Annotated in this window: 20 protein-coding genes; 7 read left to right on the top strand and 13 right to left on the bottom strand. The window is 36.0% G+C overall.

Going from position 1 to position 25,988, the window contains the following annotated elements; genetic code table 11:
• Positions 1-26: 26 nt before the first annotated feature.
• Positions 27-1,778, bottom strand: coding sequence for a tetratricopeptide repeat protein (locus tag QOL71_RS14700; protein WP_283417671.1), 1,752 nt, complete (start codon positions 1,776-1,778; stop codon positions 27-29).
• A 317-nt stretch (positions 1,779-2,095) separates the two neighbouring features.
• Here QOL71_RS14700 and QOL71_RS14695 point away from each other — a divergent pair, with 317 nt between their 5' ends.
• The 4 genes from QOL71_RS14695 to QOL71_RS14680 all read left to right on the top strand — a co-directional run bounded on the left by QOL71_RS14695 (position 2,096) and on the right by QOL71_RS14680 (position 8,145).
• Positions 2,096-3,550, top strand: coding sequence for a beta strand repeat-containing protein (locus QOL71_RS14695; RefSeq protein WP_283417670.1), 1,455 nt, complete (start codon positions 2,096-2,098; stop codon positions 3,548-3,550).
• Between the two features lie 30 nt (positions 3,551-3,580).
• Complete coding sequence (locus QOL71_RS14690; protein WP_283417669.1) at positions 3,581-6,154, top strand: T9SS type A sorting domain-containing protein; 2,574 nt, start codon at positions 3,581-3,583, stop codon at positions 6,152-6,154.
• A gap of 269 nt (positions 6,155-6,423) precedes the next feature.
• Complete coding sequence (locus QOL71_RS14685) at positions 6,424-7,629, top strand: NAD(P)/FAD-dependent oxidoreductase (RefSeq protein ID WP_283417668.1); 1,206 nt, start codon at positions 6,424-6,426, stop codon at positions 7,627-7,629.
• Positions 7,630-7,689: 60 nt separating this feature from the next.
• On the top strand, positions 7,690-8,145 hold the full coding sequence (locus QOL71_RS14680; protein WP_283417667.1) for a YciI family protein: 456 nt from the start codon (positions 7,690-7,692) through the stop codon (positions 8,143-8,145).
• Positions 8,146-8,197: 52 nt separating this feature from the next.
• Here the strand turns inward: QOL71_RS14680 and QOL71_RS14675 are convergent, their stop codons facing one another.
• The 5 genes from QOL71_RS14675 to QOL71_RS14655 form a co-directional block, all read right to left on the bottom strand.
• Positions 8,198-8,722 carry a DUF4252 domain-containing protein gene (locus QOL71_RS14675; protein WP_283417666.1) on the bottom strand — a complete coding sequence of 175 codons (525 nt, stop codon included), beginning with the start codon at positions 8,720-8,722 and terminating at the stop codon, positions 8,198-8,200.
• Positions 8,723-8,733: 11 nt separating this feature from the next.
• The gene (locus tag QOL71_RS14670) at positions 8,734-9,981 is read right to left on the bottom strand and encodes a DUF4252 domain-containing protein (RefSeq protein ID WP_283417665.1); all 1,248 of its coding nucleotides are present in this window, start codon (positions 9,979-9,981) and stop codon (positions 8,734-8,736) included.
• A 103-nt stretch (positions 9,982-10,084) separates the two neighbouring features.
• The gene (locus QOL71_RS14665; protein ID WP_283417664.1) at positions 10,085-10,807 is read right to left on the bottom strand and encodes a hypothetical protein; all 723 of its coding nucleotides are present in this window, start codon (positions 10,805-10,807) and stop codon (positions 10,085-10,087) included.
• Positions 10,773-11,291, bottom strand: a complete 519-nt coding sequence (locus QOL71_RS14660) for a sigma-70 family RNA polymerase sigma factor (protein ID WP_283417663.1) — start codon at positions 11,289-11,291, stop codon at positions 10,773-10,775. Before QOL71_RS14660 ends, QOL71_RS14665 begins: the two co-directional genes overlap by 35 nt.
• A 355-nt stretch (positions 11,292-11,646) precedes the next feature.
• On the bottom strand, positions 11,647-12,903 hold the full coding sequence (locus QOL71_RS14655) for a serine hydrolase domain-containing protein (protein ID WP_283417662.1): 1,257 nt from the start codon (positions 12,901-12,903) through the stop codon (positions 11,647-11,649).
• A gap of 127 nt (positions 12,904-13,030) precedes the next feature.
• Between QOL71_RS14655 and QOL71_RS14650 the strand changes: the two genes are divergently transcribed.
• A complete protein-coding gene (locus QOL71_RS14650) occupies positions 13,031-13,645 on the top strand; it encodes a hypothetical protein (protein ID WP_283417661.1) in 615 nt (204 codons plus the stop codon).
• On the opposite strand, the gene QOL71_RS14645 is transcribed toward QOL71_RS14650, so the two are convergent.
• The 7 genes from QOL71_RS14645 to QOL71_RS14615 form a co-directional block, all read right to left on the bottom strand.
• A complete protein-coding gene (locus QOL71_RS14645; protein ID WP_283417660.1) occupies positions 13,642-14,568 on the bottom strand; it encodes a 2-hydroxyacid dehydrogenase in 927 nt (308 codons plus the stop codon). The genes QOL71_RS14650 and QOL71_RS14645 overlap by 4 nt on opposite strands.
• A gap of 72 nt (positions 14,569-14,640) precedes the next feature.
• Positions 14,641-15,168 (bottom strand): acyl-CoA thioesterase, encoded by a 528-nt coding sequence (locus QOL71_RS14640; RefSeq protein ID WP_283417659.1) that lies wholly within the window; start codon positions 15,166-15,168, stop codon positions 14,641-14,643.
• Positions 15,140-15,817 carry an HU domain-containing protein gene (locus tag QOL71_RS14635; RefSeq protein WP_283417787.1) on the bottom strand — a complete coding sequence of 226 codons (678 nt, stop codon included), beginning with the start codon at positions 15,815-15,817 and terminating at the stop codon, positions 15,140-15,142. The genes QOL71_RS14640 and QOL71_RS14635 overlap by 29 nt, the downstream gene beginning before the upstream one ends.
• 91 nt (positions 15,818-15,908) lie before the next feature.
• Positions 15,909-16,592 carry a T9SS type A sorting domain-containing protein gene (locus QOL71_RS14630; protein WP_283417658.1) on the bottom strand — a complete coding sequence of 228 codons (684 nt, stop codon included), beginning with the start codon at positions 16,590-16,592 and terminating at the stop codon, positions 15,909-15,911.
• A 157-nt stretch (positions 16,593-16,749) separates the two neighbouring features.
• Complete coding sequence (locus QOL71_RS14625) at positions 16,750-18,855, bottom strand: TonB-dependent receptor (RefSeq protein ID WP_283417657.1); 2,106 nt, start codon at positions 18,853-18,855, stop codon at positions 16,750-16,752.
• Positions 18,856-19,094: 239 nt separating this feature from the next.
• A complete protein-coding gene (locus tag QOL71_RS14620; protein ID WP_283417656.1) occupies positions 19,095-19,763 on the bottom strand; it encodes a WG repeat-containing protein in 669 nt (222 codons plus the stop codon).
• A gap of 15 nt (positions 19,764-19,778) precedes the next feature.
• Positions 19,779-20,198, bottom strand: coding sequence for a DUF2752 domain-containing protein (locus QOL71_RS14615; protein WP_283417655.1), 420 nt, complete (start codon positions 20,196-20,198; stop codon positions 19,779-19,781).
• Between the two features lie 292 nt (positions 20,199-20,490).
• On the opposite strand from QOL71_RS14615, the gene QOL71_RS14610 reads away from it, so the two are divergent.
• Both QOL71_RS14610 and QOL71_RS14605 read left to right on the top strand, forming a co-directional pair.
• Positions 20,491-23,271, top strand: coding sequence for a bifunctional aconitate hydratase 2/2-methylisocitrate dehydratase (locus QOL71_RS14610; protein WP_283417654.1), 2,781 nt, complete (start codon positions 20,491-20,493; stop codon positions 23,269-23,271).
• 299 nt (positions 23,272-23,570) lie between these two features.
• Positions 23,571-25,841: an aconitate hydratase gene (locus QOL71_RS14605; protein ID WP_283417786.1), complete on the top strand. Its 2,271-nt coding sequence runs from the start codon at positions 23,571-23,573 to the stop codon at positions 25,839-25,841.
• Positions 25,842-25,988: the final 147 nt, after the last annotated feature.

The following is a 25,988-nucleotide window of genomic DNA, read 5'->3' as shown; positions in this document are numbered from 1 at the left end:
CTGAACAGCTTTTTATTTACCCAACACTATAATTCTATACTCTGGATAAAATCCTGCAAATCATTTTCTTTAGTAAGTCCAAACTTTTGTTTTAGCCTGTATTTGGTTTTTCGCACGGTATTAGGATCTGCTTTTAAAGTATTAGCAATTTGCAGGTTGTCCATATTGATGTAAATATAAGCCGCATATTTTAAATCCAAGTTGGTAAGCCTGGTCTTGGAAAGCTCCTGAAGACGCTTGAAAAAATTGGGATGAACATCTTGTATAATCTGCTGAATCCCATTGAAGTTATTGTCTGCAAGTTGCTCTTCTTTTAGGATTTTATCCAGGTTTATTTCTTTTTGCTGTTTTATTTTTTCTTTAAGCTCATTAATAAAAGTATTTTTATGATCCAGTTGAAGAGATGTAACCATTGCTTGTTTTTGCAACTGTTCCTGCTGTAGGATTGCTAACTTTTGTTCGGTTTCAAGGCGATGCTTTTCTTCCTTTTCAAGCTGTAATGTTAATTCTGCACTATTTTTTTCTGCTTCCAGTAATGCTGTTTTGTTTATGTGCAGTTTGCTTCTGTTATATAAAAAGTAAATCAAGGAAAATATTCCGAAAACTGAAAGTACAATAATCACAAGGTAAAGCCGCTGCCGTCTTTTCAGCTCCTCAATTTGTTTATTCTTGTATTCTGTCTGATAAAAAATCTCCTGCGCTTTCGTATTGTTATTAAATTGTTTTTCACTTTCGTTCTTTATAAGGTCTTTGGCTTCCCTTTGGTAATTCAGTGCTTTATCAAATTGTCCATTCTGCTCATATATTCTGGAAAGATTATCTAAAATGATCAACTTATTTTGTGTGAGGATAGTATTATCATCCTTTGATAAATTATAGGATATCAGGTAATTTTTCTCTGCAAGATCTTCCTGTCCGAGATTTTCATAATCAGAGCCTATATTATTATAAGTCATTGATGTCACTTCTCTGTAATTATCATCATTTTGAGTTAATTGGATAACTTTCTTATATAATTCTAATGTTTTTTGATAATTATTCGGAAACAGACTGCTAACCAAGCTACCATAATTGAGATAGCGAACAACAAGAGATCGTTTTCTTGCCTCAGGATTCTTGATTAAGTTAATATAACTGTAAGATTTTAAATAGTTAGTATTTGCCGAATCAAGGTATTTTCTATTTTGAGTTTCATTAAATTTTTTTTTGTAATAAAATCCTATGTTACTATATGTAAAATTGATCAGTAAATTATTTTTTGACTTCAAAGCAAATTCATTGGCTTTAAAACAATCAAATCTGGTATCTTTTTCAAGAAAATTTTTCGTCTTGTATTTGTATCGAAGAAAGTAAAATTGAGCCAGTATAAAATTTTCATTTGGATATTTACTAAAGATTTTAATTCCTTCATTAATTGATTTAATAAAAAGTTCATTTTTAGCAAGCCCCTCATAGTATCTTGCATATCCCAATTGTAGATACCCTTCATCTCGGCTATTTTTATTTACACTTGCAATCTTTTTAGCATTTTCCAAAGCTCTTACCTTTTCTTCTTCGTTTTCAACAAAAGAATAATAATCACTTAAATATATATAGCCTATCACTCTTCGTGAATCATCTTCAGAATTAAGAAACTTCCTGTCGATCAGATTTTTGGCTTTTTTTATTTCTTTACTATATAGGTAAGTATAAACCAATTGCTGATCTTGGTCAAAATCACTTTGCCCGATAAGTCTGCCTGTTATCAACAGTATAAACAATAAACTAAATTTTTTCATCTGTTTTTAAAATTAATTGAAATTCTCCAAATAGGAATAAAACAAAAATATAGGATTATGATTTTTTTTTAAACATAAAGCACAAATTTTTCATCAAAACACAAAAAACACAAAACTTTGAAAATCAATTCATTGAAATTATGTACACAATTTGTCCATTTGAAAAAAGAAAATGTCCACTGTTTGTGACGCGCAAAATGCATGGTTGATAACTGCATTAATGAAATTTGCAACCCAAATGGTTTTCAGCAACAAATAATTCAAATTTATTTTTTATTAAATGTGAAAACTTTTATTAAATCTTAAAAATACAATATATGGAGAAAAAAAATTTATGTGCAATCATTGCACTAATTGGGATTGGGAATTTTGCACAAACAGGAAATGTGGGAATTAATACCCCAAATCCACAAGAAACCCTTCACATTACAGGAACTTTCAGACTGGACAATTCTACAAAAGGTGCAGGAAAAGTTTTAGTATCTGACGCCAATGGAACTGGTAGCTGGCAAACAATCGGTACAGGATCTGGTATTACACTTACTACTACAGGAACCAGCGGGCCGGCAACCCTTACAGGCTCTACACTTAATATCCCCAACTATTCTTATACTTTGCCAATTGCTTCCTCATCCATACTTGGAGGCGTAAAAATAGGATCGGGAATTAATGTAGCTTCTGATGGTACCATTTCCGTACCTGCATCCAGCAATGATTGGACTATACTGGGAAATACAGGGACGACTGCTGCTTCTAACCTTGGGAGCACTGTTGGAAGCGACAATTATGTAGGAACCTCGGACAATGTTAATCTTGCAATTGCTACAGCAGGTATTACTCGTGCAATTCTTGACACTAATGGCACTTTGAGAGGAGGCGGCACGGCTACTTCGTCCTTTTCCTGGGGCAATACCAATAGCATCGGAACTAAAAACAATGCCGCATTAGGGCTAAACAACACATCCACCGGACAAAGCTCAGTAGCATTAGGAGATGGCAATACTGCATCAGGAGATTACTCTATTGCTATCGGGAAAAATGCTTCGGCTACAACCTCTCAAACTATGTCAATAGGATATGAAGCTCCACCAATCGGAGGAGGAACAGCGTCACCCAACTCCGTAGCAGCAACTTACTCAGCAGCAATAGGGTACGGAAATACTGTGACCGGAAATAAAAATTTCACTTTTGGCTTAAGAAATAAGCTGTCGGGAAATAATACAGGTATGAACTTTACCGGAGGCAGCTACATAATCGGGGCCGACAACGATATTGCTTCTCTCAATACTTTACTGTTTGGTTTTCAGAATTATACTGGCGGATCATCTATAATTATTGGAAATCAAAATGGTACATCCTCGGCACGTATCAATGCCGGGATTACTATTGGATCAAGCAACCAGGATAATACAGGAGGATATATACTGGGAACAAGTAATAGCATTACAGCATCGCCATCTACAGGAGCTGTTATTATAGGAAATAATGCAGTTAATAACCGAGCTTATTCAACAGTTTATTCTAATGACTACCACAATTTTATGTCCCGTGTCAGTGCAGGAACTGCAAGCAATGTTGGTATCAATGTGGACACGACTACACTTACGGCCAATCAATTACAAAGTGATCTCACGGTAAAAACACAAATACGCATTGTCCCTCAGACTCCCGCAACTGGCTGTATAGCAGAAACAGAAGGAGCTATCCGCTATAATGCTACCACCAAAAAGCATCAGGGTTGCAACGGAAATACCTGGAATGACCTTTACTAAATAATTTCAATAATACAAATTGATAAAAAGATGAAGAAAAAATTACTTAAAAGTGTTTGTAAACTAATACTGATATTAGGATTATCTACAAAAGTGTTTTCACAAGGCTATACGCCCATCAGAGGAATGGGTGTGGAAGCCAAAGCAGTGAATAACAATGGAATATGCCTCGCTTGCTACAATGGTTCCCTAAGTCCGGTCATTGATGCCGATCTTAATAATAAAGTAAGCATGGGTAACTTTGCTGCTCTTGTAAGTGGAAGTGGTATATCCGTGAAAAATAATATAACAACCTATCCCGCAGGATATATTACAGGTTTCAATGTTGATACTGGAACAAGCATTATTACCGCAGAGCTACTAAGTTCATTAAGAATTGCTACCTACAAAAACGGGGTACTTCGGGAATCTTCTACGAACGCAACTTTATTAACGGTTCCTGCTTTCGGAGGAACAAAAAACCGAATCTTTCTGCACTTTAAAACCACGATGGATTTTAACGAAGTAAGATTGTTCCAAACCAATGTTCTCTCTCTTTTTAGCGCAATGAATGTGTATTATGCGTTTGCATTTGATCCTAACAAAATGGTGAATGAAGATAATAAGATTTGTGATGATATTATTGCAGGGAGCAGTGTAGATGGCAACGTATCTGGCAGCAGCAGCTTTATTTCCCCGCTATCTACTGTAATTAATAAGGATTTTATAAGTGATGGTAAGAAAAACACTTATGGTTCTATTTTTCTACCGGCAGGATTACTTGGCTCATACTCTGTAGGATTATTAGATAAGGATCAAATCTATCCTGCAGGAAACAAAGCCGGGTTTGTAATTTCACCGGATGATGAAGGAAAGTTACTAAGTGCAGAGTTCTTAAAGAATATTTCTATCGAAACTTATCTTTTCGGTCAGCTTCAGGACTCCAAACCATTATCTGATGGTGGAGGTTTGATCAATATCAAAGTTTTGAGTTTCGGTTCCGGAAAACAAAAAGTTTCTCTTGTAACAACGAAACCTTTCAACGAAATCCGTTTGAAAGTAACGCAAACAGCAGGAGTTAACATTGGTACTTTGAAGGTCTATTATGCTTTTGAAGAGCCTGTAAAAGGATGCGAATGTGACGATAAGATACAAACTACTGGATCTGCCGTTCCTGGAAATCTGGTGACGGGATCTTCCTGGACTTCCGGCCCGGGACTTTTCGGAATCATTCTCGGCAAAATGGTAAATCCTGAAAATATTGTGGATACAAATACCTCCAATTATGCTACGGCAACTGTGCCGGCTGCATCTCTTTTAAGCATCTTTTCCGCATATGTCACAGTAAAAACTAATGAATTGCAGCCGGCAAATACTTTTGCAGGATTCACTTTGGAAAAAGCAGCTAATCTTATCGGGGTTGGGATCCTTGAAAATATTACAGTAACATTTTATAACAATACCACTGTTACCGATGTATTTACAGGAACAGGAAGCCTTATAAGCGGAAATTTCTTTACCACAGATTCTAATAAATTCTACGTAGGAGGAAAAGCCACGAAACCTTTTAACCGCATCAAAATTAATTTCAATAGTGGTACTGGTATCCGATTCCCTCAGGAGTATTACATATATAATGCTTTCGCTACCCGCGATGATGATAATGATGGCATCCCTAATTGTTTTGAAGTATGTCTTAGTGGTGATGACTCCATTGATACGGACGGAAACGGAATCCCTGATTGTACAGAAAGCATATGTGATGTAAGTGATAAATCTTCATCTATAGATACGGATATGGATGGTGTATTTAATTCGTGTGATATAGACTCTGATAATGACGGCATCCCGGATTTCATAGAAAATGCAGATAATACTCCTCGCATATTCGAAGATGATGACAAAGAAGGTGTAGATGGATTTGTAACAGAATTTGGAGACGGAGTGGCCAATTACTTAGACCTTGATTCTGACAATGATGGTATTTTGGATCTTTTCGAATCAGGAATTCCAAATTCTGTTATTGACCAGATTGATGCCGACCACAACGGTATTATTGATCGTGGTATAGCGTTTGGCAAGAATGGGTTTGCAGATATATTAGAAACCTTTCCGGATTCCGGCGTTCCAAAGTATGCTATAAGAGATACAGATGCTGATGGTCTTCCTGACTTTCTTGATATAACTTCCAATGGTTCAGATTATGACTTATATGCAATTGGAAAAATGAATCTGGATCAACTAGGAGCAGGATTTTTGTCCAGAACTGACGATACTGATATCGATGGAATACAAGATCCTGTAGATACTGATCTACAAGCCAAAGGAGCACCTCATTCACCTCTCTCTCCATATGGTGTCAGTAATGTTAAAAAAGGAGAAGGCAAATCAGAAATCATAAAACAAGTCAAGGTATATCCAAACCCCGTGAAAGATAATCTTTTTGTTGATTTATCAGATACATCAAATATTACTGTTTATAATATGAATGGCCAGCAGGTTGATACCAAATTATTGAACAAGGGCAAAAACACTATCAATACGCAGAGCTGGCAAACTGGAATATATATCATAAAAATTTCAGCAGCCGGTGTAGAAAAGACCTTCAGCATCATTAAAAAGTAATCTGTAAAAGGCTGTTATATTTATTCATCATTGATTTGATATTTATTTTATAATTTATTAAGATAATGATTTAAAAAAACTAAAGATTCTATAAACACAAAAATATCGGAAAAATAAATTACCAAATCTTTTAAAATATTCTACACCCTGATGTATTATAAAAATTATCGATGATGATTAAAACCCTCAAGGAAAATTCTTTGAGGTTTTTTGTTTTCATTTAATAACGGTTTGGTATTTGTAATGTTTCAAAGCATTTAAATCAAACTATGAAACTAAAATCCCCTGAACCATTCTGGCTCGTAAAAGACGGACTCAAACATTCTTATCCATCACTCCGAGAAGATATCGAAACTGAAATCCTCATTATCGGAGGTGGAATCACAGGTTCTCTTCTCGCCCACCAAATGATTAAAGATGGCTATAAAACCGTTTTGGTAGACCGTCGCGAAATCGGAAACGGAAGTACTAGCGCTACAACTTCTATGCTACAATACGAGATTGATGTCGCACTATTCAAGCTGTCCGAGATGATTGGACAAGAAGGTGCTGAAAAAGCATATTGGGCTTGTTACGATTCTATTGATGATCTACAGAAAATAGCTAAGGAAGTAAAGTCTGATTGTGGTTTCAAGAAAAAAAAATCCCTTTATTTCGCAGCTTTGAAAAAAGATGTTCCACTTCTCAAAAAAGAATTCGAAGCAAGAAAAACGGCTAAGTTTCCGGTAAAATGGCTTTCGGAAGAAGAGATTAAAAAGCAGTTCAAAATAGAGAACACATTTGGCGGAATCCTTTCCGAACAGGGCGGAAGTATTGATGCGTTTTGCCTGGCTCATGATATTTTACATTACAATTATAAAAAAGGATTACAGATCTTTGATAAAACCAATATTATCAAATTAGATTATAAGAAAAACGGCGTTATGGCAACAACCGACTATGGAAATACTATCAAAGCCAAAAAAGTGATTTTCTGCAACGGCTTCGAAAGTACAGAAATTATCAAAGACAAATTTGTTAACCTGCTTTCTACATATGCGATTGTTGGCGAACAATACGAGAAAGACCATAAGGAACTGAATGACTTATTGGTATGGAACACTGCAAATCCATACATCTATATGCGGACAACCGATGACAACCGAATCCTGATTGGGGGTGAAGATGAAAAATTTGTGAACGCCAAAAAACGAGATTCTCTACTTCACGAAAAGGAAAATAAACTCGTGAAAAAGCTCGACAAATATTTACCCGGAAATAACTTCCGAACCGATTTTGTCTGGGCAGGAACATTTGGCGAAACCAAAGACGGATTACCTTATATTGGTGAACATCCCAACTTTCCAAGCGCTTATTTCGTATTAGGTTTTGGTGGCAACGGGATTACATTTTCAGTGATTGGAATGGCAATGGCTTCCGACTTTCTCAAAGGTAAAAAGCACGAACTGACCAAATATTTCAGGTTCCGAAGATAATTATATGGTATTAATTTTAGATTTCATTTTTTATTCTAATTTTGGAAGAAACTTAAACAAATGAAATCATTATTTACAATTTTGTCTTTGATTCTATTCTCTTCAGCCATCAGTGCACAAAATAAAGAGTTTGACCAAAAATTAGCGGATTCTCTTGGTGCTGACCAATATGGAATGAAACCTTATTACCTCGTGATCCTAAAAAAAGGAAAAGCCGAAATTACCGACAAAGCAAAGAGATCAGAATTGATGAAAGGACATATGATTAACATCAAAAAATTAGCAAAAGACGGTAAACTGATTGTTGCCGGACCAATGCTGGAGGAAAATCAAAATAATTACAGCGGTATTTTCATTCTTGATGCAAAAACAAAAGAAGAAGCAGAAAGTTTGGTCTTGACAGACCCGTCTGTAAAATCAGGAATCTTTGATGTCGACATTTACAAATGGTATGGTTCAGCGGCACTTCCGCTCTATTTGAAATCTCACGATAAAGTAACCAAAGTTCATTTCTAAAAAATGAGTACGCACAAAAACCACTACAAGGATAGTGGTTAATTGAAAAAATTTAGTTTCTATGAATTTTGATTTGATTTTTTTCGGTGGCGTTGATAATTTTTGAGATATCATCCGGCGAGAATTTTCCTTTTACATCTACAAAAATACTCTCGTCATTATCATCATTGACAGTAATTATCATTCGCCTGATCAGGTCTTTCGACTGCTGTGCATTGATGCTGATAAGCTGGCCCTGTTGTTTTACAGACATCCATTCTTCATAGTTATTCTTATTCAGATATTTCTGAAACTCTGCTTTCACAGGCGTTTTGGAACTTTCAACAATCAGGACTTTCACATCGCTGATCTTTTTCACCAGATCAATCACTTCCTGGCTTTCGCCGTCTTCTCTTAAAGCCTGTTTCACGTAGGATTTCGCTAAGAAAGTCGGAACATTGATACTCACAAAAGTTGAGTTGTTCTTGAATCCCGGATTGTCAAAAAAGTCGGTGTGAACTTTATTTTGAGAAACCATACACGACTGAAGAAAAAAACCGACAATCGTCAAAATAATAATGTATAAGAATCGTAGCATAATTTTAGTTTTTAGTTGATTGAAGTAATACTAGCGCCTGTAACTTCCTGGGCAGATTTGGTAACTTTAGAAGGATTTCCTCTGTATTGGATGGATGATGCCGAACTTGCGCTTGCTGTCAGACTTTCTGTTGTATTGATTTTCACATTGGCTCCGGAAGAGGCATCTACAACCGCTGATTTGGTAACAAAATCATTTGCCGAGATAGAACTTCCGCTGCTTGCGCTGTAAACGCCGGAATCTGCTTTGCCTGCTAATTTGATAGAACTTCCGCTACTTGCTTCCAAAGCCAGAGATTTGGTTTCAAGGTTCATTTTGACATTAACACCGGAAGATACTTCCAAGGCTGTATTGGTAGAGATTTTAAACTCACCCGAAACCTGCGAACCAGATGTACAGCTTGCAGCAAAAGTTGTTTCGTTAACCGGGGTAACTGCTTTGAAAGTGGAGCCGGATTTGGTTACCAATTTTGACAATTTCGGCCCGGAAACAATCACTTTAAGACTATTGAAATTCAGGTTTTTAACGCCTTTGTTTCTCACAAAGATTTTCAAAACACCATTTTCAACTTCTGTGATAACGTATTGCTGCTTTTCAGGTTCTACATTTACAACCACACTTTGTTTTGGACTTTGACTGAATTCTACATCAACCCCCGAAGAAGTTTCTATCCCATTGAAGGCAGGAACATCTCTTACGCTTCCAACATTGGTCTTATCAGATTTGATTGTAGAAACCGGGTTTACAGAAGTTACATTTTTAGTTTCCTGCATCAGATTGTTTACATCTTCCATAGAGATTTTACCGTCCAGCATCATCAGAACAGAACTGTCTTCCGACATAATGTTAAGAATCAGATTGTCCATAACATTGGCTGTGATATCCTTTGCCATAAACTTGATTTTAGCATCACGATTATTCACAGTGACCAACTCTTCGTACTTCATATTTTTAAGAGAATTGGAAATTTCTTTTTCGATTTTTTCTTCATCTATGAAGGGATTTTTTGATGTTTCCGGTTTTTCCAGAATGAGCATTTTCAGTCCATTAACCTTTGCAAGCAAGGGTTGAATTTTACCTAATTCTTCGTCATCGATTTTAAGATTATTCAATAACTTGAACATAGGTTTTGCAATCTTGATAGAGGTCACACCTTCTGTGTCCTGATACTTATCAAAGAGCTTATTGAGTTCTTCTGTTTGTCCGAAAATATTAGTGGACAGAAGAAATAATACGATGAATATTGATATTTTTTTCATAATAATTTTTGGTTGTTGTCTAAGGTCTTATGCAATCGCCATTTCGTTAGTACTATTTCAGAAGATTCGTAGATAGCGACTTCATTTTTGATTAATTAATATTTTAAAAATTAAGAATCCTGTAAAAATCCAATGATTGATTTTGGGCAGATTCTGCCTGATTTATGGTTTGGGTAACGTTACTTGCAAAATAATTAAAAGTATCCTCTGTTATAGCGATGGCTTCCTGTTCGCTGTAGATTGGTTTTCCATTGATGATAACATAATTTGGATTATACTCCGAATCTGAGTTTACTTGATTTTGGGCTTGATTATCAGTTTTAATTGGTTTCGGCTGCTGAGAAGCGAATTGCGCTTTTGGTTGTTGATTTTCCGCTGAATTTTTCTTCTCAATCGTTTGCTTTACTGGATGCATATCTTGTTGAGCTAAAACCGGCTGTTGAGTCTGAGTTTCTTCTACCGGAGCAGCTTTTCGCGCTTCAACTTTCTTAGGCGCTACATTATGATTAGCAATTTGAGGTGCTATGTTCTCAGGATTGTTGAACATCCAAAGTCCTGTGATCCCCATTAAGATTACCAAACTCGCAGCCATCCAATATTGTGTGTAAGATTTCCTTTTTACAATCGGAAGCGCAACTATTTTTGGTTCTTCGGTTTTCTTTAAGAAATCGTCGAAGCTTATATCTAATTTATCCTGTTTCTCTTCATTCAGAAAAGAAAAATAGGGGTTATCACTTTCGTTTTTGAGAAACAGATGTTCTTCCGGCGTCAACTCTTCGCCTTCGAAGAATCTAGATTCCCAATCCTTGTATCTGTCTGTTTTCATATGCATAAAGTTTGTTAATTGATTCTTTCACTTTTTGTCTGGCTCGCATCAGGTTCACGCGGACTGCGTTTTCCTCCATCTCCATAATTTCCGAAATCTCCGAAATCTCATATTCCTCGACATCTTTTAAGTGAATGACCATTTTTTGTTTCTCTGGCAGTTGGTTAATAAATCCCAAAATCTGCTCTCTCATATTATTGGTTTCTATCTGATAAAGTTCTGACTGATGTCTCGTCTGGCTTGCAAACCCGAGTTTCACTTCGTGATGTTTCAGGCGATTCAGACATTCATTTTTTACACTTCGCAGGGCAAAACTTTTCAGATTTTCCACAACCAACAGTTCTTCTTTTTTTTGCCAGAATTTCATCATCAGATCCATTACAACATCTTCGGCTTCATCTGCGCTCATCAAAAACTTTTTCGCAAAACGATACATCTCATCCTTGAGAATATATACCGTTTGTTTAAAAATTTCTTGAGTCATAGATTTCAGTTTAATGTGTAAGTTTCAAAATGTTAGCTTTTGAAACTTACTATTTCTTGGTTGTTTAAAAGTAAGACATTTTGGAATTACAAATTATTACATCAAAAATAAAAAAAGAACCTTAATAATTATTAAAGTTCTGATAATCAATTTATTATTTTATATAATATTTTTAAGTTTTTCTCGTTACTTGTATTTTAATTACAATTTTTTTTATGTTGAACATGTGCCCCGACTTGAGTGGAGCTCTTTTTCTGTTATCGATTGTGCAAAAGTTCTTTAGATTGCTTCATTTTATTTGCAATGACAGAAAAAAGCGGGTAAACTACAGGCGGATAAAGGCACCCAGGTAATTCTATAATTCGCCGTTTCCTGCAGACGCTGTGTCTTTTTCTGCGCCAGCTGGATTCATTGTCTTATTGAATTTTTCCATTTCGAAAGGGAAATTTTCAAACAATCCTGATAATGATAAAGCGGAATAAACTCTTTGTGAGTACTTGTTTCCAATGGCGATAATCGTCACTTTTGATTTCAGAAGATGCGCAAAGACCGAATTGGTGCCGTGCCACCAACCATTGTGATAAGTCAGTTTTTCACCGTTATCAAATTCCTTCATTCGGAAACCGAGACCATAATTGTTGATTCCTTTTTTCTCGTTGCTGTACGGTTCGAAGATTTTGTTGGCCAATTCAGGCTTTAGGAAATCTTTTGAAAATAACGCAACTGAAAAATTAAGTAAATCTTTTGGCGTTGTGTAAACGTTTTTGTCACCATAGATCAAATCAAGATTTCCTAAAGGATATAATCTGAAGCCACTGTAAAATGATTGTGAAGCCGTTGGAATATCTTTCTTCTGGAATATAAAGGTATGATTCATTTTCAAAGGTTTGAAAACAATTTCCTGCATCGCTTCCGGAAAGGGCGTTGCGGTCACTTTTTCTACAATCAACGCCAGTAAAGCAAAGTTGGTGTTGCAATACATAAAACCCGTGTTGGAAAGCCTTGCCAGTTCCGGCTTGTATTTAATCAACATCTCCAAAACATCCTGATTGGTTAGGAATTCTTTCTTCAATTCTTCCGGAGCAGGTTTGATGCCTTGGTCAAAATGCTCATATTTTGGAAGTCCGCTTCTCTGTGACAATAAACTGAAAACCGTAATATCTTTATAAGGAAACTTTGGAAAAAACTTAGTCAAATCATCTTCCAATTTCAGTTTTCCACCTTCAACCAGTTTTAAAACAGCCATTGCTGTCATCGTCTTGCTAACCGAAGCTACGTGAAGCGGCGTATTTTCATCAATTGGCATTTGCTTATTTTCTCTGCCAAAACCTCTGTACTTTTCGAAGATAATCTTATCGCCTTTTGCAACAAGAATTCCGCCGCTCAAGTCGCCTTGTTCCCAGACTTTCTGATAATAATTATTGATGAGAGGAAGAATTGTGGATTGGTTTTCTAAAGTAGATTCTGCCGGAGTAAATACTTTGGACAGATCAACATTGCCATAATTAGGAAGTTTGGATTGGTAAATCTCTGCTGTTTCTTCTTTTTCTTTTTTGCAGGAATAAATAGATGCAACTGCTAAACCGACTGTAATTATTTTTCTAAAATTCATTTACCAACTCTTAAGGAAGCGCAATTTAACATAAAATGAAATTTTGACCCAATGTAATTATCTTAATAAAAGTTAAAAAAAACTATTGATTAATGGAAATAATTAAATTTAAAAAATTTCAAAAACTATGCTTAAATATACGGTTGATAACACTCAAGATTATCTAAATTTCAAAATAGATTCAATAGAAAACATTGAATCTGTTCCTTGGGATTATCCTATTGTTATAATAAAAGATATTCCTTTGAAGTTTTCTGAGTATTATTTCTTATCTGATTTTTTATATCATTTGAAAAGACAATCTGATTTTGGTATTAGTCATCCTTTCAACGATTCTAATCTAAGATTCGAAGATTTGAAACAAAACGTAGCATTCGACAATTCTTTTAATATCATATCAAATCACAATTTTGATACTATAGAAACATTTAGGAAGGATATTGAGATATTTCACAGAAAAGCATCTAAATGTTTTTTTGGAAAATATTTAGATGATAAAACATTAGAAATAATTTTAAATGGTGGTCGTAAAGAAATCTTTGAGTATTCCGCAATCAAATCGTCGGATAATAATCAAAAAGTCTTGATTCAAAAACCTATGAAAGGATTTGATGAGACAGAGTTTGTATATATTATAACAGATTTTCGTCCAACTAGATCATTAGATGTAGCTTATATCTTTGAAAAATTAGATAATAAGCTTTTGTTTAAAAACACTTCTAAAAACAATTGGATTTATTAAGTGGTTTTAAAAATTTTATCAACAATCACCTGCGCTAGCTTCTCTTTACTTTGATGCGTCCAACCAGCAATATGTGGCGTAATAATCACTTTTTCGGAATCTAATAAATATTTCAGATCCTGATTTTCTGTTTCCAGATTTTCAAAAGATGACTTTTCGTATTCCAAAACATCCAGACAAGCACCTAAAACTTTACCCGCTTCAATAGCTTGTACTAAGGCTTTAGTTTTTAAATTTTTTCCACGAGCGGTGTTCACAAAATAGAAATTCTTTTCCATTTTAGAAATGAATTCTTCATCAATCAAATAATTAGTTTCATCTGTCAACGGAATATGAAGACTCAGAATATCAGCTCTTTTCTGAAGTTCTTCCAAAGAAACCTGCTTTGCAAATTCATCGGAAAGATCAGGCAAAATATCGTAGAAAATAACTTCAACACCAAAACCCGAAAGCCTTTTCGCCGTGGCTTTTCCCATATTTCCATAGCCAATGATTCCGAAGGTTTTTCCTAGCAACTCGTCACCTCGGTTTTCTTCTCGTTTCCAGATTCCGTTCTTGACCTCGTTGGAAGCGATAAATAATCGGTTCATCAGAATCAACAACATCCCGACAACATGTTCTGCAACAGAATCGCGGTTACCCTCCGGCGAATTAATCAATTTAATTCCTAAACTTTCGGCCGTTTCAATATCGATATTTTCCATTCCTGCGCCTACTCTTGCAATGAACTTAAGATGAGAAGCTTTGGTCAAAAAATTCTTATCCAATGGAATTCGGCTCCGGATGATGATTCCTTCGTAATTCCGGATTTTTTCCAAAACTTCATCATAGCTGGAAGTATAATCTGCATCGAAAACAAAACCTTTTCCGGAAAGCTGTTGCTCTATCAATGGATGATTGGTGTCTAATAATAAGATTCGCATATTGGATTATATGATAATTTATCGTTGATAAGTGATAAAAAAAGAAACGGAAGAAAAATCTTCCGTCGTAATTTATATTTCGATCTCTCCTGCAAACAATTTTTTCAGTTCTACAGAATCTGCCGGTTTCATTCTTCCGGAAAGAATCAGTGATAATTCTTTTCTTCTGAGCGCCGCATCAAAACGTTTTACTTCTTCTTCAGTTTCCGGCTCGATCGCAGGAATTGGAATCGGACGATTGAACTCATCCACAGCAACAAACGTATAAATACCTTCGTTGGTATGGATTTTTGTCTGATTGATTGGGTCGTCCAGCCACACGTCCACATAAATCTCCATTGATGTCGAAAATGCCCTGGAAACCTTGGATTCCAAAACCACAATTCCACCTTCCGGAATCGGATGATTGAAAGAGACATGATTCACAGATGCCGTCACCACTCTTCTTTCGCAATGTCTTGTTGCCGAGATAGAAGCTGCTCTGTCCATTCTTGACAATAGCTCGCCTCCGAAAAGATTTCTTAATGAATTGGTTTCGTTGGGCAAGACAATGTTCGTCATTACCGTAAGGCTATCTATTGGTTTTTTGGATTTTTGCATTCGTTGTCGGTTTTATACTATCTATTTTTATTGAATCTTGTTTGGGAACGACCAAAACTTTTGGTTTTTCAACTGTCTTGATAAGCTGTTTTGCCGGGATGTTTGATGATCTTCCGAATATCAATTCCTGGTCTCCAAAGAGAAATAATGCTGCAGCTCCAATAATAATTATACTTAGAAAAGTCCAAATAACACCTTTATTGAAACTGTAATCTTCTGTGAAACTATTTTTTGACTTTAAAGTTTTGAGATGCTGCAGATCCACTTTTTCAAAACCAAAAACATCATCATCATTATCTGTTACTTTAACAACCTTGTTTTCTTCGTTCAATTGATATTGACCAAGATTTTCAAGATTAAGAACATTCTCTGTCTGTAATTTTTGAATCCAATTTGCCACTTCGTTTTTCAGGTTCATCTGAACTATAAAAAGGTTTGTATTGGTTTCGTCAGCAATATATTTCGCTAACTGATTGTCGTAACCAGACGGTTCATATTCGAAAGTGACAGTTTCCTTCGGAGGAATAATAATAGAATTTTCTGCATCAATTTTAGCAGATTCTCTGTTAAGCTGGAAAATGCCAAACTCAGGAACTTCTGCCCTATTATGCTTCAGAAGATATTGATATAAAAGATATTCAAAATTCATCGCCACAAAACTACATAATTTTTGATGTTAAAGAAAATATAAAAGGTTGCTTTTTACAGCAACCTTTTGATTTGATATGAATTAATTAAAGTTAGTAAGAAAATTTCACCGCTTCTGAAATAGCATTCCCGGAAATTGTCATCAGATACATTCCTTTTTGAGAAAGATTGAGATCAATCGGGTTTCCATTGGCATTCACTTTCAAGTTTTTTATAACCTTTCCTCCAAAATCATAGACCGTAATATCCAGATTCCCTTTTGCCGAAGTGAATAATTTCCCGGCTGCAACCTGAGATTTGGTTTTACCATTAACATCCGCTACAGCTAAACTTGAAATAGTGGAAGGTGTAAAACCGTAACTAGTTCCCAACTTATCAGCTGTCTGATGTCCACCGTTACCTGCAGGAGCTTCTGTAAAAAGAAACCTCAATTCATTCACTTTAGTTCCGGGCGGCAAAACACCTCCTGTATTATTAAAATTATGGGTATTCAGATTAATTGTTCCCGAATAATTCGTCCCATCCCAATTAAGTGTTGTTGTAATATTACTCCAGGCATCATTAAATGTTCCGCTTGGTGTTGTATCCCCGGGATTTATAAACAGATAAACACCGATAGGTTGACTAAATGGGTCATAAAATGCCCACCCATTTGCAGAATCATTGTAAGTCATAGTATAAACACCTTCTGATGTTTTTACAATTTTTAAAAGTGCTTGTGCAGAAAGCGTCATACCTGCCAATACTGCAAGCATCAGAGAATAGATTTTTTTCATAGATGTAAATTTTTAAGGTCTATATTTGATTTTAATTAATTTTTTGTCAAACAATTAAAATCCTTGTAAATCTAATATTAATTTTAAGTTAACAAGAAAAAAATTACCCCAAGACCTTAAAAACAACATAACTAATTAATAATCAGGGTGAAAATTTTTATTTAAACTTCAAAGAAACACCAAAAAGGAAGTTAATTGCGGCTTGTGAGAAGTAATACGGTCCACTAAAACCGTTGTTGACATACTTCGTATCAGTGAAATTATTTAACAAAAATCTAAGAATGACATCCTGTTTCTGAAAAGGCAGCATGTATGACATATTAAAATCCGGAACGAAATAGGAGTCCAACTGATTGATTTTATCTCCCGAATTATCCAGATATTGTTTTCCGACATATTGTGCGGTAATGCCAAGGTTGAAGTTTTTGAACGGCGAATAAGCCACACTCCCATTGGCAATAATATTAGGTGAAAAAGAAATGTCCGTATTCCCGAAATTCTGAACGCCGTCTTCCGTTTCAGAATAAAAATCTTTGTTTTTGTTATTGCTAAAAGTCGCATTCGCAGAAACCTGCAAATCTTGAGTGATCTTGGCAAGAATCCCTAATTCTAAACCAAGTCTGTAACTTTTTCCGCTATTGGTTCTTATAAATTCCCCAACATTATTAATTTGTCCGTTCAGAACCAGCTGATTTCTGTAATACATATAATAGGCATTGGCCGTTAAAGCTACTCTACCGAATTGCTGTTCCCAACCCGCTTCAAAATCATGCAGTGTTTCTGCTTTTGTTTCCGGGTTTGCAAAAAGATCATCTCTGTTAGGTTCGCGGTGCGCATTAGCATACGACACAAAAACTTTTCCGTTATCTATATTAAAATTAACTCCTGCTTTCGGATTGAAGAATGTCCACTTTTTATCCAGATCGGCGCCTTCACCATCGCCTTGTGTAATGATTTTAGTATTATAATCGATATTTCTTAATTGCAGATCTCCAAAGAATTCGAATTGATTCAATTTATAAATCGCTTTTGCAAATCCTGAAACTTCGTTCTTGACAGAGCGGTTTCTGTAATATTCGAACTCATCTATCTGAGGAATAAAAACGCCTGTTACGTTTCCGAAATGCCTCCCGTAATACTGATTAGCAACCGCTCCCACATTAACACTCAGATTTCCCAAATTCCCATACAAAGTAGAAATAACACCATAAAAATCATTATCCAGCCATTTTTTCCTGATGAAATCCGAAGTTTTGATTTCAGTTCCATTTTCGATGATGTTTGGTAAATTATATTTGGAAAATTTGGCACCTTGTTTATAGTTTTCGTACCAGCCTTTTCCTTTGGTGTAATGTGCCGTAGTTTCTAATTTCCATTGATCAGAAAGTTTTTGGTTCCATAATAACTGGTAATGATTTTGTCTGTAATTATCAGTTTCATTGTCATAAAACCCGATAATATTTTCCCAATTTGCATCATAGATTGCTCCGGAATAATTGAACTTCGGGTTAGTTTCCCAAGTTGCTTTATCAATGCCATTCCACGCCTGATACGTTTTTTCTTTTCCTCCAAATGCCAAAAACCTCAACTCCGTATTTTTTTCCTGGAACAAAGCAGAAAAATTATAGGAATGCAGATTGGAAGAAGCTCTGTCAATATAGCCGTCGGAATGGATATTTGTATATCGGCCCATCACAGACAAACGGTTTTTCCAGAACTTTCCGGAATTAATTTCTGCAGAATATTTGTAGGTATTGAAAGACCCATAAGAATCATCGGACTTTACAGAAAACTCCTCCGAAGGATCTCTGGAAATCACATTAACACTCGCTCCAAAAGCAGAAACACCATTAGATGAAGTTCCTACACCTCTCTGAATGACAATCTGCGAAGCCGAGCTTGTCAAATCCGGAACATCTACAAAAAAAGTTCCCTGGGATTCTGCATCATTGTAAGGAACGCCATTCATCATGACATTAATACTTGTCCCTGCTGTTCCTCTGATGCGGAATCCTGTATATCCAATTCCGTTTCCTGCGTCAGAAGTTGAAATAACAGACATTTGGTTTTTCAAAAGAATCGGTAAATCCTGACCTAGATTCTTGTCTGCCAAATCTTTTTCGACATTAATGATTGCTTTTGCAACCGGCGTTTTTTTTGTGAATTCGACCGCTGGAATTGATGTAATTTTTGTAGAATCCTGAACAGTCTGCGAAAGATAAAAAGGAGCAGCTAATACTCCTAAAAAAATAAATCCTTTCATTCTCTTAAATTTTTGTTGTTAAAATTTAGTGGAATAAAAGGGGCGATTACGGTTATAAATGATTTTCGATGATTGATAAATGATTTTTATAACGTTATTATTAATCACTCATCTTTTATCATTCATCATTTATAATGAATGTTTCCCTAAACTCGTTACAAGTTCCAGGTTCATTGGGTATAATCTCAGCTTTTTACAGCACCCCTTAAATTTCTGACTGCGAAATTACAAATTTTTAATTAATACGCGTGATTATTTCTATTAATAAAAAAATATTGGTTTCCATCTTTTGAAACTTCAAAAAGATTAGCAGTCTTCCAACTCAGATTAGTTTTGATATCTTCATAAACAAAAGGAATGACAATCTGATTTTGCTTATCGATCACACCAAATTTATTATCCAAAACCGCCACGATCATTGGATTCTCTTTGTCACCGTCCAAAACATACAGCATCTGATATTGAGGATAAATTTCGAAATCCTTATAGTTTTTGTAATCTGCATTATCCTTACTTACCAAACCATACAAGCCATTCATAACAAAAGCCTTATACTTGGGTGCTTCATAAGGGGAAACACATTTTCCAAGATCTTCTTTTTTATATTCGTAAACACGAGTACCTTTTTTATTAATCCTGTAAGTAGTTTCGTTTTTTTCAACTGTAGCATAATCAGCAGAACCAAATATTCTGATTTTACGGTTTGGAGAATTAAGCAAATTACAATCTTCGGAAAAAAACATTGCAATATGATATTCAGCAGGAATAACTAATTTGCCGGATTGGTTAACATAACCAGCTTTTTGATTGATTGTCTTTGGAATAAGAGAAGGAATTACATCATCCTTCATTTGGGAATATAGGGAAATGATAAAGCCTGTGAAACATAAGCCTAATAATTTTCTCATCCTTGTTTTGTGTGTTTATAAATTTTCAATAATACCATTATAAAAAACAGTATTTCTGAATAGCGAAAATAATAAAACTATTATTAACAGTACAATAAAAAATGATTTTCTAAAAAATAATTTGGAAAAAATAGTTTTTTCGTAATTTGGATTAAAACATTTATTCAAAAGCAAAAAGACAATAATTGGGATTGCTATTACAAATAATGGATTGAATTTAAAAGCTTCTAAAACCCGAAAATGTAACAATGAATGAAATGCTCTTTGAACACCACAACCTGCACACTCATATCCCGTCATTTCTTTTAATGGACACTTTAAGAAATATGAATTTTTTGAAGGATCAAAGAAAAAATAGATGGAAACCGAAATCAGGAAAAAGACAAAAATGCCTATCTCTTTTTTTCTGATTTTAATTAATTGGCTGATTTTCAAAATAATAAAATTTACCTATTTCTGATTCTCAAAATAAAAATTATTATGATAAAAATATAAAAATATAGATAAAAGACATCTAATTTATTTTTAATCTAAATTATTCTATTCTTAGAAAAGCTCAGAATTTCGTAAATTTGGGCGAATTTAATAAGAATTTAGATTCCATTGATAGAATCAGGTTTGTCTACAAAATTCCGGAAACTATCTCATTACAATACATTTGTTGTTGTAGCATCAATAACTGCAATCACAAATATCTGAATTAAAGAAAGAAAAGAGTTCTAATATTATGAATATTTATCAGGATTATATCCAAGAGATTGAAGAAAGAAAAAACCAAGGGCTTCATCCAAAGCCAATTGATAACGCAGATTTATTAAGCGAGATCATTTCACAAATCAAAGATACAGCTAACGCGCACCGTGCTGATTCTCTTAAATTTTTTATCTATAATACTTTACCGGGTACAACAAGTGCTGCCGGTGTCAAAGCAAAATTCCTAAAAGAAATCATCCTTGGAGAATCTGCGGTTGCAGAAATCACGCCGAGCTTTGCTTTTGAGCTTCTGTCTCATATGAAAGGTGGTCCGTCAATCGAAGTATTGCTTGATTTGGCATTAGGTAATAATGAAAACATTGCAAGACAAGCGGCTGAAGTTCTAAAAACCCAGGTTTTCTTATATGATGCTGACACAGCTCGTTTGAAAGAAGCGTACGAATTGGGAAGCAAAATCGCTAAAGATATTTTGGAAAGCTATGCGAAAGCAGAATTTTTCACGAAACTTCCGGAAGTTCCGGAAGAAATCAAGGTTGTGACTTTCATTGCTGGTGAAGGTGATATTTCTACGGATTTATTGTCTCCGGGAAATCAGGCGCACTCGCGTTCAGACCGGGAATTGCACGGAAAGTGTATGATCACTCCTGAAGCACAGGACGAAATCAGAATGCTTCAAGCTCAACATCCTGATGCAAGCGTAATGCTGATCGCAGAAAAAGGAACAATGGGTGTTGGTTCTTCCCGTATGTCGGGTGTAAACAACGTGGCACTTTGGACTGGTAAACAAGCGAGTCCTTACGTACCGTTTGTAAACATCGCTCCAATCGTTGGAGGAACAAATGGTATTTCCCCAATTTTCTTAACAACCGTTGACGTAACCGGAGGTATCGGAATCGACCTTCAAAACTGGGTAAAGAAAGTTGACGAAAACGGAAATCCTGTTCGTAATGAAAATGGCGATATCGTTTTGGAAGAGAAATATTCCGTTGCTACAGGAACGGTTTTGACCATCAATACGAAAGAGAAAAAATTATATAACGGAGATGCTGAATTGAAAGATATTTCAAAATCATTCACTCCTCAAAAACTAGAGTTTATCAGAGCGGGAGGTTCTTACGCTATCGTTTTCGGTAAAAAAATCCAGACGTTCGCGGCAAGAACTTTAGGTATTACTCCTCCTGCGGTTTTCGCGCCTTCTAAAGAAATTTCTATTGAAGGACAAGGACTTACTGCCGTTGAAAAGATCTTCAACAGAAATGCAGTTGGCGTTACTGAAGGAAAACTGTTACATGCAGGTTCCGACGTTCGTGTTGAAGTAAACATCGTGGGCTCTCAGGATACAACAGGTTTAATGACCGCTCAGGAATTGGAATCTATGGCAGCAACGGTAATTTCTCCTATTGTTGACGGAGCTTACCAGTCAGGATGTCACACCGCTTCAGTTTGGGATAAAAAAGCACAGACCAATATTCCTAAATTAATGAAATTCATGAACGATTTCGGAGTGATCACAGCTCGTGACCCGAAAGGTGAATACCACGCAATGACAGACGTTATTCACAAAGTTCTCAACGATATTACGATTGACGAATGGGCAATCATCATCGGCGGTGACTCTCACACAAGAATGTCTAAAGGTGTTGCTTTCGGGGCAGACTCCGGAACGGTAGCTTTGGCTTTGGCAACCGGTGAAGCTTCAATGCCGATTCCTGAATCTGTGAAAGTAACTTTCAAAGGAGAAATGAAGGAGCATATGGATTTCCGTGATGTGGTTCACGCAACTCAGGCTCAGATGTTGAAGCAGTTTGACGGTGAAAATGTTTTCCAGGGAAGAATTATCGAGGTTCACATCGGAACACTTCCGGCTGACCAGGCGTTTACATTCACAGACTGGACTGCAGAAATGAAAGCTAAAGCTTCGATTTGTATCTCTGAAGACGATACTTTGATTGAATCTTTGGAAATTGCAAAAAGCAGAATCCAGATCATGATCGATAAAGGTATGGACAACAAAAATCACGTTCTTCAGGGTTTGATCAACAAAGCAAACAAGAGAATTGAGGAAATCAGAACAGGTGAAAAACCTGCTTTAACTCCTGATGCAAATGCTAAATATTATGCTGAAGTTGTCGTTGATCTTGATGCTATTGTAGAGCCAATGATCGCTGACCCGGATGTAAACAACGACGACGTTTCTAAAAGATACACCCACGATACGATCAGAGATCTTACATATTATGGAGGCGAGAAAAAAGTTGACCTTGGTTTCGTCGGATCTTGCATGGTTCACAAGGGAGACTTGAAGATCGTTTCTCAAATGCTTAAAAATATTGAAAAGCAGACCGGTACGGTAGAATTTAAGGCTCCGCTTGTAGTAGCAGCTCCAACATATAACATCATTGATGAGCTAAAAGCAGAAGGTGACTGGGAATTCCTTGAGAAATATTCAGGTTTTGAATTTGATGATAACGCTCCTAAAGGTGAAGCCCGTGTAGAATATAAAAACATGATGTACCTTGAGCGTCCGGGATGTAACCTTTGTATGGGTAACCAGGAAAAAGCAGCTAAAGGAGATACTGTTTTAGCTACTTCTACCCGTCTTTTCCAGGGAAGAGTGGTTGAAGATTCTGAGCGTAAAAAAGGAGAGTCTTTATTAGCTTCCACTCCTGTTGTTGTTCTTTCTGCAATCATGGGAAGAATTCCTAGCATCGATGAGTACAAAACAGCTGTTGAAGGGATCGATTTGACGACTTTTGTTCCATCTATTAAAGAATTGGTAACTGTTGGCCATTAATAGATTTTTACATTAAAGGCTAAAATGCTTTTTAAATATAAATGGAAGATTTCTTTTTGAAGTCTTCCATTTTTTGTTTAGAATCTTTCTATTTAAGACTATTCAAATTATTTTGATCTATGTTAATATCATCAAATTTATTTTTTCCTTAACTTCATAGTCATAAAATATTACAGTCATTCATCATATTTATCCTTTATTTACGAGTATAGGAATGGAATTTGATGAATTGTATTGGTTTAAAATTTCCTGCTTCTCTATCAAAAAGCGGAATTAATAAGAATAAAAAATATCGAAATATGACTTTTGACTTGGATATGATCAAAAAAGTTTATTCTGATTTTGAAAGCAGAGTAAACGAAGCAAGAGCTTTTATGGGAAGACCTCTTACTTATTCAGAAAAAATTCTTTGCGCTCACCTTTTTCCATCTCAGGTAAAAGAAGCATTTAAAAGAGGAGAATCCTATGTAGATTTCGCTCCGGATAGAGTGGCAATGCAGGATGCAACAGCCCAAATGGCTCTTTTACAATTTATGCAGGCTGGAAAGAAAAAAGTCGCTGTTCCTTCAACTGTTCATGCAGATCACCTGATCCAGGCAAGAGTTGGCGCAGCAAAAGATCTGATCGAAGCTGAAAATAAAAATAACGAGGTTTATCAGTTCCTACAATCGGTTTCCAATAAATACGGAATTGGTTTCTGGAAAGCTGGTGCCGGAATCATTCACCAGGTTGTATTGGAAAATTATGCTTTCCCTGGCGGAATGATGATTGGAACCGACTCTCATACTGTAAATGCAGGTGGACTTGGAATGGTCGCCATTGGAGTTGGTGGTGCTGATGCAGTAGACGTGATGGCGGGAATGGCTTGGGAACTTAAATTCCCTAAAATGATCGGTGTTAAACTAACCGGAAGACTTAACGGTTGGACGGCTCCAAAAGATATCATTCTGAAAGTGGCAGGAATTCTTACCGTAAAAGGAGGAACGGGTGCGATTGTAGAATATTTTGGAGAAGGCGCAAATTCATTGTCTTGTACAGGAAAAGGTACGATTTGTAATATGGGTGCGGAAATCGGAGCGACAACTTCTATTTTCGAGTATGACCAAAATATGAGCAAATATCTCCGTTCAACAGACAGAGAAGATTTGGCTGATGCAGCTGATGCAATTGCTCATGTTCTGAAAGCTGATCCGGAAGTTCACGCTGACCCTGAAAAATATTATGATGAAGTTATTGAAATTAATCTAAACACTTTAGAACCATATCTTAACGGTCCTTTCACACCAGACTTGGCAACACCAATTTCGCAGATGAAAGAAATTGCTGAGAAAAACGGATGGCCAACAAAAATCGAAGTCGGATTGATTGGTTCTTGTACTAACTCTTCTTACGAAGATATCGCAAGAGCCGCTTCTGTCGCTAAACAAGCCAAAGAAAAAAATCTTGAAGTGAAAGCTGAATATACCATTACTCCTGGTTCAGAGCAAGTAAGATTTACAGTAGAAAGAGATGGCTTCCTGAAAACCTTTGACGAAATTGGCGGTAAAGTTTTTGCTAATGCCTGTGGACCTTGTATCGGACAATGGGCTCGTGAAGGTGCAGAAAAACAAGAAAAAAACACGATCGTTCACTCTTTCAACCGAAACTTCTCTAAAAGAGCGGACGGCAATCCTAATACTTACGCTTTCGTAGGTTCTCCGGAATTAGTGACAGCAATGGCGATTGCGGGGGATTTGAGATTCAATCCGTTGACTGATAAACTGAAAAATAAAGACGGGCAGGAAGTCATGCTTGATGAACCTAGCGGCGATGATCTTCCGAGATTAGGTTTCGATGTTGATGATCCAGGTTATATTGCGCCTGCTGAAGACGGTTCTAATGTTGAAGTCATTGTATCACCAACATCTGACAGATTACAAATTCTGGAAGAATTCCCGGCTTGGGACGGCCTCAATATTACCGGTGCGAGATTACTAATCAAAGCCTACGGAAAATGTACCACAGACCACATTTCTATGGCCGGGCCATGGCTGAAATACAGAGGTCATCTTGATAACATTTCAAACAATATGTTGATTGGAGCTGTGAACGCCTTCAATATGGAAACGAACAAGGTCAAAAATGAACTGGACGGCCAATACAAACCCGTTCCGGATTCTGCAAGACAGTATAAAGCTGCTGAAATTCCAACGATTGTTGTCGGCGATGAGAATTATGGTGAAGGTTCATCAAGAGAACACGCGGCAATGGAACCAAGACATCTTGGGGTAAGAGCAGTTTTGGTTAAATCTTTTGCCAGAATCCATGAAACTAATCTTAAGAAACAAGGAATGTTGGCTTTGACATTTGACAATAAAGAAGACTATGATAAAATCCAGGAAGATGACACGATTAATTTCCTGGATCTGGATCAGTTTGCTCCGGGAAAGCAACTGACCTTGGAATTTGTTCACGCAGATGGTACCAAAGATATTATTAAAACCAACCATACTTATAATGCCGGACAAATTGCCTGGTTCAAAGCTGGTTCTGCTCTTAATCTTATCAAAGCAATGGAAAAAGAAAGTTAAAAACTAAATTTAACAGATGATATAAAAAGCCATTTCAAAAAATGAAATGGCTTTTCTTTTTAAGTAACGATGATAATTGATTTGAAATTCAATGATTTATATTCAAACAATATATTGACTAAACTACCTTGCCTTAGAGTAAGGGCT

Source organism: Epilithonimonas pallida (assembly GCF_900182975.1).
GTDB classification, from domain to species: Bacteria; Bacteroidota; Bacteroidia; order Flavobacteriales; family Weeksellaceae; genus Epilithonimonas; species Epilithonimonas pallida.
This window is presented reverse-complemented; position numbering and strand designations above follow the sequence as displayed.

Coding starts and splice junctions, on each gene's coding strand:
- QOL71_RS14700 (WP_283417671.1), bottom strand. CDS start 1,778: ATGAAAAAATTTAGTTTATTGTTTATACTGTTGATAACAGGCAGACTT.
- QOL71_RS14695 (WP_283417670.1), top strand. CDS start 2,096: ATGGAGAAAAAAAATTTATGTGCAATCATTGCACTAATTGGGATTGGG.
- QOL71_RS14690 (WP_283417669.1), top strand. CDS start 3,581: ATGAAGAAAAAATTACTTAAAAGTGTTTGTAAACTAATACTGATATTA.
- QOL71_RS14685 (WP_283417668.1), top strand. CDS start 6,424: ATGAAACTAAAATCCCCTGAACCATTCTGGCTCGTAAAAGACGGACTC.
- QOL71_RS14680 (WP_283417667.1), top strand. CDS start 7,690: ATGAAATCATTATTTACAATTTTGTCTTTGATTCTATTCTCTTCAGCC.
- QOL71_RS14675 (WP_283417666.1), bottom strand. CDS start 8,722: ATGCTACGATTCTTATACATTATTATTTTGACGATTGTCGGTTTTTTT.
- QOL71_RS14670 (WP_283417665.1), bottom strand. CDS start 9,981: ATGAAAAAAATATCAATATTCATCGTATTATTTCTTCTGTCCACTAAT.
- QOL71_RS14665 (WP_283417664.1), bottom strand. CDS start 10,807: ATGAAAACAGACAGATACAAGGATTGGGAATCTAGATTCTTCGAAGGC.
- QOL71_RS14660 (WP_283417663.1), bottom strand. CDS start 11,291: ATGACTCAAGAAATTTTTAAACAAACGGTATATATTCTCAAGGATGAG.
- QOL71_RS14655 (WP_283417662.1), bottom strand. CDS start 12,903: ATGAATTTTAGAAAAATAATTACAGTCGGTTTAGCAGTTGCATCTATT.
- QOL71_RS14650 (WP_283417661.1), top strand. CDS start 13,031: ATGCTTAAATATACGGTTGATAACACTCAAGATTATCTAAATTTCAAA.
- QOL71_RS14645 (WP_283417660.1), bottom strand. CDS start 14,568: ATGCGAATCTTATTATTAGACACCAATCATCCATTGATAGAGCAACAG.
- QOL71_RS14640 (WP_283417659.1), bottom strand. CDS start 15,168: ATGCAAAAATCCAAAAAACCAATAGATAGCCTTACGGTAATGACGAAC.
- QOL71_RS14635 (WP_283417787.1), bottom strand. CDS start 15,817: ATGAATTTTGAATATCTTTTATATCAATATCTTCTGAAGCATAATAGG.
- QOL71_RS14630 (WP_283417658.1), bottom strand. CDS start 16,592: ATGAAAAAAATCTATTCTCTGATGCTTGCAGTATTGGCAGGTATGACG.
- QOL71_RS14625 (WP_283417657.1), bottom strand. CDS start 18,855: ATGAAAGGATTTATTTTTTTAGGAGTATTAGCTGCTCCTTTTTATCTT.
- QOL71_RS14620 (WP_283417656.1), bottom strand. CDS start 19,763: ATGAGAAAATTATTAGGCTTATGTTTCACAGGCTTTATCATTTCCCTA.
- QOL71_RS14610 (WP_283417654.1), top strand. CDS start 20,491: ATGAATATTTATCAGGATTATATCCAAGAGATTGAAGAAAGAAAAAAC.
- QOL71_RS14605 (WP_283417786.1), top strand. CDS start 23,571: ATGACTTTTGACTTGGATATGATCAAAAAAGTTTATTCTGATTTTGAA.